General features: G+C 70.5%; 12 protein-coding genes. 7 read left to right on the top strand and 5 right to left on the bottom strand.

Annotated features, from left to right (window positions below; genetic code table 11):
• Positions 1–4 precede the first annotated feature (4 nt).
• Complete coding sequence (locus ABD093_RS11440; RefSeq protein ID WP_193116554.1) at positions 5–826, top strand: inositol monophosphatase family protein; 822 nt, start codon at positions 5–7, stop codon at positions 824–826.
• Here ABD093_RS11440 and ABD093_RS11435 read toward each other — a convergent pair.
• Both ABD093_RS11435 and ABD093_RS11430 read right to left on the bottom strand, forming a co-directional pair.
• Complete coding sequence (locus tag ABD093_RS11435; protein ID WP_193116553.1) at positions 783–2,147, bottom strand: alkaline phosphatase family protein; 1,365 nt, start codon at positions 2,145–2,147, stop codon at positions 783–785. The two genes, ABD093_RS11440 and ABD093_RS11435, sit on opposite strands and share 44 nt — an antisense overlap.
• A 175-nt stretch (positions 2,148–2,322) precedes the next feature.
• Entirely contained in the window at positions 2,323–2,745 is a 423-nt protein-coding gene (locus ABD093_RS11430; protein ID WP_193116552.1) for a VOC family protein, read from the bottom strand.
• Positions 2,746–2,890: 145 nt separating this feature from the next.
• Between ABD093_RS11430 and ABD093_RS11425 the strand changes: the two genes are divergently transcribed.
• The 3 genes from ABD093_RS11425 (at position 2,891) to ABD093_RS11415 (ending at position 5,462) form a co-directional block, all read left to right on the top strand.
• Positions 2,891–3,796: a sulfurtransferase gene (locus tag ABD093_RS11425; protein WP_193116551.1), complete on the top strand. Its 906-nt coding sequence runs from the start codon at positions 2,891–2,893 to the stop codon at positions 3,794–3,796.
• Entirely contained in the window at positions 3,793–4,263 is a 471-nt protein-coding gene (locus ABD093_RS11420; RefSeq protein WP_193116550.1) for a SufE family protein, read from the top strand. The genes ABD093_RS11425 and ABD093_RS11420 overlap by 4 nt, the downstream gene beginning before the upstream one ends.
• A 206-nt stretch (positions 4,264–4,469) precedes the next feature.
• Positions 4,470–5,462: a PadR family transcriptional regulator gene (locus ABD093_RS11415; RefSeq protein ID WP_193116549.1), complete on the top strand. Its 993-nt coding sequence runs from the start codon at positions 4,470–4,472 to the stop codon at positions 5,460–5,462.
• A 72-nt stretch (positions 5,463–5,534) separates the two neighbouring features.
• Here the strand turns inward: ABD093_RS11415 and ABD093_RS11410 are convergent, their stop codons facing one another.
• Entirely contained in the window at positions 5,535–6,401 is an 867-nt protein-coding gene (locus tag ABD093_RS11410; protein WP_193116548.1) for a hypothetical protein, read from the bottom strand.
• 177 nt (positions 6,402–6,578) lie between these two features.
• Between ABD093_RS11410 and dps the strand changes: the two genes are divergently transcribed.
• A complete protein-coding gene (gene dps / locus ABD093_RS11405; RefSeq protein WP_193116547.1) occupies positions 6,579–7,070 on the top strand; it encodes a DNA starvation/stationary phase protection protein Dps in 492 nt (163 codons plus the stop codon).
• A gap of 166 nt (positions 7,071–7,236) precedes the next feature.
• On the top strand, positions 7,237–8,598 hold the full coding sequence (locus ABD093_RS11400) for a M20/M25/M40 family metallo-hydrolase (RefSeq protein WP_193116546.1): 1,362 nt from the start codon (positions 7,237–7,239) through the stop codon (positions 8,596–8,598).
• Positions 8,599–8,600: 2 nt separating this feature from the next.
• Here the strand turns inward: ABD093_RS11400 and ABD093_RS11395 are convergent, their stop codons facing one another.
• Entirely contained in the window at positions 8,601–9,278 is a 678-nt protein-coding gene (locus ABD093_RS11395) for a TetR/AcrR family transcriptional regulator (protein WP_343924562.1), read from the bottom strand.
• Positions 9,279–9,652: 374 nt separating this feature from the next.
• Here ABD093_RS11395 and ABD093_RS11390 point away from each other — a divergent pair, with 374 nt between their 5' ends.
• Entirely contained in the window at positions 9,653–9,925 is a 273-nt protein-coding gene (locus ABD093_RS11390) for an HPr family phosphocarrier protein (protein ID WP_343924560.1), read from the top strand.
• Between the two features lie 158 nt (positions 9,926–10,083).
• On the opposite strand, the gene ABD093_RS11385 is transcribed toward ABD093_RS11390, so the two are convergent.
• Positions 10,084–11,199, bottom strand: coding sequence for an MFS transporter (locus tag ABD093_RS11385; protein ID WP_343924558.1), 1,116 nt, complete (start codon positions 11,197–11,199; stop codon positions 10,084–10,086).
• Between the last annotated feature and the right edge of the window lie 599 nt (positions 11,200–11,798).

Below are 11,798 nucleotides of genomic sequence, written 5' to 3'. Positions count from 1 at the left end.
ACGAGTGGATCTTCGCAGCGCAGCAGAACTCGCCATCGGCCTCGCCCGCCAGGCCGGCGACTTCGCCGTCGCCGAGCACGACAGCGCCCAGGTCGAGGCCAAGGGCGCCGGCTCGGACCTCGTCACCCATGTTGATCGCGAGGCGGAGCGGCGGATCGTCGCCGTGCTGCGCGAGCACTACCCCGAGCACGCGATCCTCGGCGAGGAGGAGGGCGAGCAGGGCGCCGGGTCCGGAGCACGCTACGGCTGGCTGATCGATCCGCTGGACGGCACCAACAACTACGTCCTCGGCCTGGACGTGTTCGGCGTGTGCATCACCCTGTGCGAGGGCGAGGAGCCGGTGATGGCGGTGGTGCACGACTCCCCGCGCCGCCGCACCTGCTGGGCGATCGCCGGGCAGGGCGCCTGGCTCTCCCACGGCGAGGCCGACGAGCCGCGCCGCCTGGACCTCGGCGCCGCCGATCCCCTGGACCGCACCACGATCGCCTTCACCCAGGGGTACGACACCGGGCACGACGACGCGCGGCGCAACGTCCTGTTCGCCGTCCTCGAACGCGGCACGAAGCGGGTGCTGCGCAGCTGGGCGCCGTCCTCGGACTGGGGACTGCTGGCCACCGGCCATCTCGGCGCGATGGTCGCCTATCGCAACGAGATCTGGGACCGCGTGGGTGGCACCCTGATCGCCGTCGAGTCCGGCGGTGAGCTGCGCACCGACCCCACCGGGGAGCTGATCGTGGTCGGGAAGCCGCAGACCGTGCGCGAGCTCGACGCCCTCCTCGGGGTCACCGTGCCAAGGACAGAGCCGGCTCGCGCAGGATCTCGCTGACCGCGGCGCCGTCGGCCTCGGGGAACTGCAGGCCCAGCAGGTGGGCGAAGGTCGCCGCCTCATCCGGGACGGTGCAGCGGGAGAACTTCCCGCCCTCGACGATGTCGGGCCCGACCATGGCGAACACAGCCTGGATGTCCTGCTCGGGCAGATGTCCGTGCTGACTGAGGAGGAAGGTGTAGTCGTCGTCGAAGCGCCCGTAGAGCGAGCGGCCCTCCCAGAGGTTCTGGAAGTTGGTGCCGCTGGTGCCCTCGAGGACGCCGAGGAAGGGACCTGAGTAGCCGTAGTCCTCGCGCATGTCCGCCAGCGGGTGGAAAGCGGCGATCGGGATCTCCGGATCCGCGACCCAGCGGTCCACGAGGTCGAGCACCCTGTCCTGTGCGCTCTCCTCGGCCTCGGGGTTCAGGTGGAGCTGGCCGGTGAGCCCGCAGCCGTGCACCCAGGCGTCCCAGGAGGCGACCTCGCCCGAGTCGTCCAGCCGCACGAGCCCCTCCTGGACCAGCAGGTTGTTGGCCCGCAGGCAGCGTCCCACCTCGACATGCCCGTGGTCGGAGACGATCGCGACGTTGGCGTCCTCTGCGACCCCGGACTCCTCGAGCGCATCGAGGATCTCCCCGATCCAGCCGTCGACCCGTTCGAAGGCCTCGCGCACCTCCGGGGTGAAGCGGCCCGTGGTGTGGCGCGCGGAGTCCACATCCACCAGGTGCACGAACAGCACGTCGGGCGCGTCGGTGCGGATCATGTCCACGGCCACCGCAGTGTTGAACTGGCCGAAGCGATGCTTCGAGTCCCAGCCGATCTCGGCGGCGTGGGCGTCCACGTAGGCGCGGCCCCGCTCGGAGGCGGCGTCACGGAGCACGGCGAGGGTCGCCTCGAGACCCGCCGGGTCCCAGATCTCCGGGACCGCGATGTCGATGGACGGGGACCAGCCGGTGACCGGCCAGCCGACGGTCGCCGAGGTGAGTCCCTGCGCGGCCGCGAGGTCGAAGATCGTCGGCGCCGCGATCGCGCGGGCGTCCCAGAACCAGTCGGGGCGGCGCGACCCGGGCTGCACGAGCTCGTTGGCGTAGATCCCGTGCCCGGCGGCGGTGCGGGCGGTGGTCTGCGAGGTGTGGTTGGGGTAGGTCACCGTCGGGTAGATCGCCTCGGCGCTCCCCCAGCTGCCGGCGAGCACCCGGGAGAAGTTCGGCAGCGTGCGGGCGAAGGGGACATCGACCACGCTCATGGCGTCCACCGAGATCACCACGAGCCGACGGGAATCGCGCGGGCTCCCGGCGGGCGGGGTGGAGGAGGTATCGGCGGTGGGGACGGTCCTGGTCACGAGGAGCTCCTGGTGGCGGGGGCGGTGGAAGCACTGCCACGCTAGGCGCGAGCGGCCACCCGCCGGCGGCGCGGAGGTGAACCGCGCGGGAATTCGGCCGACGTTCCCGTTCATCGCCCGCCCGTCCCGGCGAGACCCGCTCAGCGGCTCGACGGCCCAACGTCTGCCGGCGCGGTCACGCCCCGTGGACGAGGCAGAACGGATGCCCGGCCGGATCGACGTACACCCGGAAGCTGCCCGAGCCCGAGGGCTGGTGCTCGTGCACAGCGGCGCCGAGGGTGAGGACCCGGGGCTCTGCCGCCTCGATGTCCGGCACCGCGAAGTCGAGGTGGAACTGCTGGGGGTGGGTGCCGCCGGGCCAGGTGGGCCGCTGGTAGTCGTCGATCTTCTGGAAGGCGAGGGTGGCCTCGCCGTCGGGGTTCTCGGGGGTGAGGCCGCCGCGCGGCGGGGAGAGCGTGGCCCAGTCGGCGTCCGATCCCTCCTCCAGGCGCCAGCGCAGCAGCTTCGCGTAGAACGTCGCGAGCTCCATCGCATCGGGACAGTCCAGCACGATCAGGTCGAGCTTCGGGGTGATGGGTTCCTGCTCCAGGTTCTCCATGGGGCCACCGTAGGAGCTGACGCACTCCGAGGGAAGGGCCCGGCACCCGCGCCCCGTACGCTCCCAGCGCAGTTCCCGATTCCCCATGGTCCGTGCACCGGTGACAGACTGACCGCAGTCCAACCAGCGTTCGAGAGGTGTCTCCATGACCGTTCCTGCCGATCCGACCCCTGCCCTGCAGGAGTACGCCCACCCCGAGAAGCTCGTGACCACGCAGTGGCTCGCCGACAACCTCGGCACCGACGGGCTGGTCGTCGTCGAATCCGACGAGGACGTGCTGCTCTACGAGACGGGACACATCCCCGGTGCTGTGAAGGTCGACTGGCACCTGGATCTCAACGACCAGGTGACCCGTGACTACGTCGACGGCGAGGGCTTCGCGAAGCTCATGGACGCCTCCGGGATCACGCGCGAGACCACCGTCGTGGTCTACGGCGACAAGTCGAACTGGTGGGCCGCCTACGCCCTGTGGGTCTTCGAGCTCTTCGGTCACGCCGACGTGCGCCTGCTCGACGGCGGCCGCGCCGCCTGGCAGGCCGAGGGCCGCGAGATGACGACGTCGGCCGACGGCGCCCCGGCGGCCACCACCGGCTACCCGGTCGTCCAGCGGGACGACGCCCCGATCCGGGCCTACCGCGAGGACGTCCTGGACTTCCTGGGCGGGCAGCTGATCGACGTGCGCTCCCCGCAGGAGTTCTCCGGCGAGCGCACCCACATGCCCGACTATCCGCAGGAGGGCACCGTGCGCGGCGGGCACATCCCGTCGGCCCGTTCGGTGCCGTGGGCCCGCGCGGCCGCCGAGGACGGCCGCTTCAGGTCGCGCCCCGAGCTCGAGGCGATCTACCGCGAGGAGCTCGGCTTCGACACCGCAGCCCCTGTGATCGCGTACTGCCGCATCGGCGAGCGCTCCGCGCACACCTGGTTCGTGCTCCGCTACCTGCTGGGCTTCGAGGACGTGCGCAACTACGACGGCTCCTGGACCGAGTGGGGCAATGCCGTGCGCCTCCCCATCACCGTCGGCACCGAGCCCGGGGAGGTCCCTGCCCGATGAGCACCGGATCGACCCCCGCCGACGGCGCCGAGCTGCCGGCGGCCTTCGCCGAGATCGCCGACGACTTCCATGCCCTGACCGGCCGGGATCGTCTGCAGCTGCTGCTGGAGTTCGCCAACGATCTGCCGGAGCTGCCGCCGCGCTACGCCGAGCACCCCGAGCTGCTCGAACCGGTCCCGGAGTGCCAGTCGCCGATCTTCCTGGTGACCGAGGTGGAGGGCTCCGGTCGCGAGGCGACCGCCCGACTGTTTTTCTCCGCCCCGCCGGAGGCCCCGACCACGCGCGGTTTCGCCTCGATCCTCGCGGAGGCCCTCGACGGTCGCACGGTGGGCGAGGTGCTCGACACCCCGGACACCGTGACCGGCGCGCTGGGTCTCGCCGAGGTGGTGAGCCTGCTGCGGCTGAACGGCATGGCGGGCATGCTCGCCCGCATCAAGCGGCAGCTGCGCCTGAAGGCCGGCCTCTGACCTGCTGAGACGATCTCCGCTGCGGCGCCGGACCCCACTCTGGGACCGGCGCCGCAGTGCGTTGACTGCCGGGACCGCGCCGGGGCGTGGCCGGCGCTCCGGGGGCCTCTCTCGATCTCATGGATCGCGGGCGAGCCCGCTCTCTCTTGCCACGCGATACATAACGATATATCGTGATAGCACTTCGACAGGAAGGGGGTCGCACCATGCGACGCCATCACGACCACCATCACCCCCGTTTCGGGGAGAACATCGACCGCGCCGACCGCCGGCGCCATGACGGGCCCTATGGCGCCGAGAATCCCGCCGAGGGCGGGCCCGAGCGCCGTGGGCGTGGGCGGGGAGGTCGCGGCCGACGAGGCCCCGACGACCCCGACCGCGGCAGGTCCGACGCCGAGGGCTTCGACCCGGACGGGTTCCGACCCGAAGGCTTCGGGGGCGGCGGCCCGAGGGGCTTCGGCCCCCGCGGATTCGGACCCGGCGGGTTCGGTCCCGGCGGGTTCGGTCCCGGCGGGTTCGGTCCCGGCGGGCGCGACCCCGAAGGGTTCGGCCCCGATCGCCGCGGCGGTCCGGGCCGACGCGGGGGCGGCCCGGATCGCCGCGGCCGCGGGCCTCACCGTGCTCCCCGTGGGGACGTGCGCACCGCGGTGCTCCTGCTCCTCGCCGAGGAGCCGATGCACGGCTACCAGCTGATGCAGACCATCACCGAGCGCACCGGAAGCCGCTGGCGCCCGAGCCCCGGCGCCATCTACCCCACCCTCTCCCAGCTGGAGGACGAGGGTCTCGTCGCCACGGAGAAGAGCGGCGGACGCAAGCTCGCGAGCCTCACCGAAGCCGGACGGACCCATGTCGAGGAGAACTCCTCGTCCTGGACCGATCCATTCCCGGCGGCCGCGCATTCGGTGGACGACGAGGTCATCGACCTGCGCGAGCTCGGCCATGGCCTGATGGGCGCTCTGCGGGAGGTCGCCCGCACCGGGACGGACTCGCAGGTCCGCGAGGCCGCCACGCTCCTCGAGGAGGCCCGCCGCTGCCTCTACACGATCCTCGCCGGCCCGTCGGCCGCCTCGCAGTCGACGCAGACGGATCCGCCCGCCGGACCGGAAGCCGGTCCAGATGCCGCAGAAGGCGGGGCAGCCGGGGAAACCGGGACTGCCAGGGGCGCGTCGGCCGATGAGTCGCCGTCGGCGCAGTCGTGACGCACGGGGCCGCAGGAGCGGGACGGTCCGGATCGTGACGGCTCGGGCCGTGAGGGTCCGGACCGCCGACGCTCAGCGCTTCGGGGGACCCTTGGGCGTCGGGCCGCGGCCCTCGCCCTGGCCGTACTTCCAGTAGGCCTTCTCCGCGCCGGTGCGCAGCATGCCGAAGGCGGTCCGTCCCGCCTCGGATTGGGCGAAGTCGAAGGCGGCCTGGGCTCGCTGCGCGAAGCTGCGCCGCTCCTCCTCCGTGGCGTCCTCGTCCCCCGGCCCACCTCTCGGCGACGCGAAGCCCTCGACGTCGGGCCCCTCGAACCCCGCGGCAGGGCCCTTCCCGTTCTCGATCAGTTCGTGCCGGTCCAGCGCCACCTTCAGCTCGAGCGGAACCCGCACCTGTCGCACGAGCGTGCCCCGCACATCGTCACGGAGCAGCTCGGCCCGCTCGGCGAAGAAGGCGTCGAGATCCTGCTCCTCCGGGTCGAGCTCGAAGGCCTTCCCCAGCAGGAAGGACGCAAGATCCGCGGCGACCTCCGGGGAGAGACCGTACTGGTCGGAGGACGTCGGCGCACGACGCAGCTCCATCGCGTCATCCCGCTCGAGCGGGCTCGGCGCGAAGTCCAGCGCGAGCAGCAGGTCCTCGACGAAGGCGTGGAAACTGGCCTCGCCCGGCACATCGGCCCGCCGCAGCTCGATCCTCCCCCGCTCCTCGGGCAGTCGCACCTGGGTGACCCCTTCGCGCGCGAACTCGTCCTGCGCCGCGCGGCGCACGAGCCGACGCGCCGCCCGGACCAGATGACCGGAATCTGCGGTGCGCGGCAGGTCAGGGATCACCGCGCGGGCATCGGCGAGGAGGCGGGAGTGGGCCGAGGAGGTGTCAGTTCGCTGACGCACCGCCTCCGGTACGGCCGAGAGCCGTTCACGGATCGAGTCGATCGGCTTCATGGGCGCACCTCCGGTGGGGTCAGGATCGTACCCATCGTACGGAGGTGGCCCCGCCCGAGCACCACGAGCAGAACAACCAGGCGGTAGACCGACACGGAACAACCCCCTTCCCTTTCCCGTTGAAGGGGACGACGATCGGTGGACGATCACCGCACCCGACCTGAAGGAGAAGACGACATGGCTGACCTCGCCTATACCGTTCCCGGACTCGGAGCCGACGATTCCCTGCGCCTCGTGGAGTCCCTGCAGGACCGGCTCCACGCGATGAACGACCTGCACCTCACGCTCAAGCACGCGCACTGGAACGTCACCGGGCCTCGTTTCATCGCCGTCCACGAGATGCTCGACCCGCAGGTCGAGGAGGTGCGCGGCTTCACCGACGACCTCGCGGAGCGGATCGCCCAGCTGGGCGCCTCCCCCGTCGGCACCCCGGGCCGCCTCGTCGCCGAGCGCGGCTGGACGGACTACACCCTCGGCAAGGCCGACACCCAGGATCACCTGCGCGCCCTGGACGAGGTCTACACCGGGATCATCGCGTCGAACCGGAAGGCGATCACCCTGGCCGGCGAGCTGGATCCGCTCACGGAGGACATCCTCATCGAGCAGACCCGAGGCCTGGAGAAGTTCCAGTGGTTCATGCGGGCGCACCTCGAGGGCTCGCAGAGCTGACCCCCGCCCGGCTGGTGCTCCGCCTCCGGCCGGGCCACCGCCCGCGCCTGCTCCCCAGCGCTGCCGATCACGGCGCAGAACACACCGGGGGTCACGGCGCGGGCATCGGCGCGGGGCTCCTGACCTGCCGAGTACGGTGAAGGCCCGACCCCGAGGAGGACCCGGCATGCCGATCGCCGACCCGAGCGCCGACGAGCTCACCGTGCTGCAGGATGAAGCCGTCCAGTTCACCCGTGAGCTCATCCGGATCGACACCACCAACTTCGGGGGCAACGATCCCGCGACCTGGGGCGTGGGCGAGACCGAAGCCGCGGACTACGTCGTGGCGAAGCTGCGCGAGGTGGGCCTGGAGCCGGAAGTGCACGAATCCGCGCCCGGCCGCCCCAGTGTCTTCGTGCGCATGGCCGGCGAGGACCGCGATCGTGGCGGGCTCATCATCCACGGGCATCTCGACGTCGTGCCGGCCCGCGCGGAGGACTGGTCCGTGGATCCCTTCGGCGCGGAGATCCACGACGGCATGATCTACGGTCGCGGCGCCGTGGACATGAAGGACATGGTCGGCATGATCCTCGCGCTGGCGCGGCATCTCGCCCGCACGGGCCAGGTTCCGCCCCGCGACCTGCTGTTCGTGTTCTTCGCCGACGAGGAGAACGGCGGCGTCTGGGGCAGCGGCTGGATGGTGGAGCATCGACCGGAGCTGTTCGCAGGTATGTCCGAGGCGATCAGCGAGGTGGGCGGCTACTCCATCACGCTCCCCGAGAGGGGCACCGGCGAGAACGTGCGCGCGTACCTCGTGCAGACCGCCGAGAAGGGCCTGGCCTGGGGGCGGCTGCGCGCCATCGGCCGAGCGGGGCACGGCTCCGTCCCCAACGAGGAGAACGCCATCGTGCGCCTGGCCCGTGCCATCGCCGCGATCGACGAGCACGTGTTCCCGCTGGAGTTCATCGCGAGCGTGAAGGACCTCTTCGACGGGGTCACCGAGATCACCGGCGTGGGCTGGGACGAGCAGGACATCCAGGCGTTCCTCCCGCTGCTGGGCGGGGCGCGCCAGTTCGTCTCCGGGACCCTGGGCGACTCCGTCAACATGACGATGCTCAGCGCCGGGTACAAGGGCAACGTCATCCCGCAGACAGCCGAGGCGACCTTCGATGCCCGCTTCCTCCCCGGCCATCAGGACGAGCTGCTCGCCCTGCTCGAGGAGCTGGCAGGCGAGGACGTCGAGGTGGTCATCGACCACATCGGCAATTCTGTGGACTCCCCCCGTGACTCGGCGCTGATGAGCGTCATGACGCAGTCGATCCAGGCGGAGGATCCGGGCGCCGAGGTGCTGCCGTACTGCCTGAGCGGCGGCACGGACAACAAGGCTCTGTATCGGGAGCTCGGCATCACCGGGTACGGCTTCGCACCGCTCCAGCTGCCCGAGGACCTGGACTTCGCGCCGCTCTTCCATGGGGTCGACGAACGAGTACCCGTGGACGCGGTGCGTTTCGGCGCCCGGGTGCTGCTGCGCCTGGCGCGGGACTGCTGAGCTCAGTCCTCGGTATCGAGGCTGTCGGCGAAGAGGTCGGCGTCGACCAGATCCTCCGGGATCGGGTCCTCGGGGAGCAGGCCCGTGTACCAGCTGGGCAGGAGCCGCAGCAGGGCGACCGTCAGATGGAAGCTGTCCACCTCCTTGCCGGCGCGCGCGTCCTCCTCGGACTCGACGAGCCACTGGGCGAGCACGTCCAGGGAGCCACCGGCGAAGTACCGTGCCGTCTGCTGCAGCGGCAGATACGCGGGCACTGTGTCGCCCAGCTGCTCCAGGGCGACGACGTGGAGGTCGGAGAGGGTCGTCACCAGGATCAGGTAGGTGCGGTGGGAGAACTTCCATTCCAGACCGCCCCGGAGGAACGCCTGATGCCGATCGACATAGGCCACCATCGTCGCTGCGGCTGACTGCACCAGCTCCTGGATGCTGCGACCCTCGGCCGCCAGCTTCGTGGCGCGCTCGAGCTGGAGGTCGAACATCGTCCCGAGTATCGCTGCCATCAGATCATCGAGACCGGAGAAATGGCTGTAGAACGCGGCGCGGCTGACTCCGGCGCGCTGCGCCAGGGCGTTGACCGTGACCTCGCCATCCGTGGCGCTGAAGTCTCTGGCCGCGGCGAAGATCGCCGCGCGTGTGCGTGCAGGCCGCGGATCCGGTGCACGACCTTCTGTGCTGGGCATGAACAGATGGTAACCCTCGTGAATGGGCAGCCACCCACCGGCTCTGCACTGTGGACCGACCGACGTCTGTCACAGTCCCCGCGACCTGCCCGCCACAGGCTCCCGTGCTGCGCTGATCGCGCGGTGACCACCGAAGATGCCGACGCGCCGCGCTCGGGACGTCGCGCCACCCCTGACGGAACATGCAGAACGCTACACGGCTCGCCCCGGCGTCGCGCGACTATTCTGCGCATCTGTTCGGTTTCTCTCCGGTAACCCGACGGACGGGCGCTCGATGCGTGCACACCTCTGCACGGGATCGCCCGTTCGCGGGTCACAAGGAGGGCCATCCCGGCGATACGCTGGTGGTCGCACCGTCCAGAAAGGCACCCACGATGCCAGAACGTCTTGTCAGGATCGCGAGCAAGAGCGGGCTCCATGCCCGCCCCGCCGCGATCTTCTCCCAGGCCGCGAGCGAGCAGCCGGTCGCCGTCACCATCGAGAAGTCCGGTGGCGCACCTGTCCGAGCCTCGAGCATCCTCATGATCCTGACGCTGAACGCGGACCACGGCGAGGAGGTCATCCTGCGCGCCGAGGGTGATGGCGCCGACGCCGCACTCGATGCTCTGGCCGCACTGCTCGAGAGAAACCTCGACGAGGACTTCTGAGGCGACGCGGAGCACTCGACCAGTAGTGAGCGGGCGGGACCATCTGGCCGCTGCCGTGAGCTCGTCGGCCGACTGCTTTCTCCGTCAGCGCTCAACGCTCAACGCTCAACGCTCAGCACTCAGCACTCAGCACTCAGCACTCAGCACTCAGGCGATGCTCACGAAACCCGCGGGATGATCCGCAGGGAGGCGAAGCCGATCGTGGCGAGCACTGCGGCGACGGCGCCCATGAGCATCGCTGCAGGCGGTCCCTGCTGATCGACCAGGACCCCTCCCACCACGGAACCGCTCATGATCGCGATCTGGAAGGCGGTCACCTGGAGACCCACGGCTGATTCGACGCGACGCGGCTCGATCGCCGAGACCCACAGCTGCGTGGTCACGGGCACCATGCTGAACCCGAAGCCCCACATCACGACCGCAATGGCAAGCAGCGCGCTCCCCTGCGTCCCCGCCAGGGCGGCGAGGGCGATCGCAAGGATCGCCGGCCCGGCCGTTGCGGCCCAGCGCAGCCAGCGGGACAGATAGCCGGCGGCGAGATTGCCCGCCAGGCCCCCGAGGCCCCAGCCCAGAAGCAGCACCGCGACCATCGAGGCGTCGATCGCCTCGATCGCCACACGGATGTAGGGATAGGCCACGAAGTTCGCGAAGGCGGCCACGAAGATCACGACGACCCCCGCGACCAGCCGACGGTTCCCCAGCACCGCGCGCATCATGGCGAGCCCGGCACCCTGCTGAGCAGGGACGGGGGGAAGCAGACGCCACAGCACGGCGCCGGCCATCAGCGTCAGCACCGCGGCTGCTCCGAAGACAGCTCGCCACCCGATGATGTCGCCGAGCACGGAGGACACCGGCACTCCGATGACGGTGGCCATGCTGGTGCCGACCGCCACCGTCGTGGACACGAGTGCTGGGCGTCCGGTCACCTGCACCCCGACGGACAGGGCGAAGGACCAGAATCCGGAGATCGCCACACCCAGGAGAAGTCGCGAGACCAGCACGATCCCGAAGCTCGGGGAGATCGCCACCACGATGTTGGAGATGACCGCCAGCAGCAGCAGCACCAGGAGCACCGTGCGCCGGTCGGCACGCGGCAGCACGGAGGCGATGGTGGGCGCCGTCACGGCCCCCGCGAGCGCTGTCGCCGCGAGGGTCAGGCCTGCGCGCCCCTCGGTCACCCCGAGGTCGCGGGCCATCCCCGGCAGCACGCCGGCGGGCAGGAACTCTGCGCTCACGAGCGCGGCAGTCCCGGCGGACAGCGCGAGCGCGATCACCACCGGGTTGTGCCGTGGCGCTGCAGGTCTATTCGAAGCAGGTGTACTGGAAGCAGGTGACTCCACTGCGGGGATGCCCGCAGCTGGGGTGTCCGCTCCAGGGGTGGGGGCGTCACAGGTCTCCGGCGGGCAGCTCGACATGTCTCAAGCATGGTGCAGGATCCACGATGGCGGCAGTCCTGACCACCAGTGAATCCGTCACATCACCACGCCACCGACGCACCATGCTCAGCTGCACCTCGACACTGCGGTCCATCCGGCACACCGTGCGCTACGAGATCCTGCACCCGGCATCATCCTGAGCCAGTACTGGGACTGCGCTGGGTACCTACCTGATCTCCACATCAGCGGTCACGCTCTCCACGCAATCTCGGCATCAGCAGTCACGCTATCCACGCACCGATGCACGGCTTCCCAACGAGAGCAGCCTGCTGCCGGCACTCGCTCCGGGCCGCTGCGAACGCCCTGGTTTCGGGCACAAAAAAAGGGAGTGGGAGGAACGAAACCCACACGGGTCTCAAGCTCACTCCCACTCCCACAAAGATGTCCGGCGGCGACCTACTCTCCCACACCCTCCCGAGTGCAGTACCATCGGCGCA

Origin of the sequence: Brachybacterium tyrofermentans, assembly GCF_039526165.1 — a bacterium.
GTDB lineage: Bacteria > Actinomycetota > Actinomycetes > Actinomycetales > Dermabacteraceae > Brachybacterium > Brachybacterium tyrofermentans.
Note: the sequence above shows the minus strand (reverse complement) of the source record. Positions and strands in the feature narration are given on the sequence as shown.

Excerpts from the sequence above, each read along its gene's own strand:
- ABD093_RS11430 (WP_193116552.1), bottom strand. The coding sequence starts at position 2,745 with ATGGAGAACCTGGAGCAGGAACCCATCACCCCGAAGCTCGACCTGATC.
- ABD093_RS11425 (WP_193116551.1), top strand. The coding sequence starts at position 2,891 with ATGACCGTTCCTGCCGATCCGACCCCTGCCCTGCAGGAGTACGCCCAC.
- ABD093_RS11420 (WP_193116550.1), top strand. The coding sequence starts at position 3,793 with ATGAGCACCGGATCGACCCCCGCCGACGGCGCCGAGCTGCCGGCGGCC.
- ABD093_RS11415 (WP_193116549.1), top strand. The coding sequence starts at position 4,470 with ATGCGACGCCATCACGACCACCATCACCCCCGTTTCGGGGAGAACATC.
- ABD093_RS11410 (WP_193116548.1), bottom strand. The coding sequence starts at position 6,401 with ATGAAGCCGATCGACTCGATCCGTGAACGGCTCTCGGCCGTACCGGAG.
- dps (WP_193116547.1), top strand. The coding sequence starts at position 6,579 with ATGGCTGACCTCGCCTATACCGTTCCCGGACTCGGAGCCGACGATTCC.
- ABD093_RS11400 (WP_193116546.1), top strand. The coding sequence starts at position 7,237 with ATGCCGATCGCCGACCCGAGCGCCGACGAGCTCACCGTGCTGCAGGAT.
- ABD093_RS11395 (WP_343924562.1), bottom strand. The coding sequence starts at position 9,278 with ATGCCCAGCACAGAAGGTCGTGCACCGGATCCGCGGCCTGCACGCACA.
- ABD093_RS11390 (WP_343924560.1), top strand. The coding sequence starts at position 9,653 with ATGCCAGAACGTCTTGTCAGGATCGCGAGCAAGAGCGGGCTCCATGCC.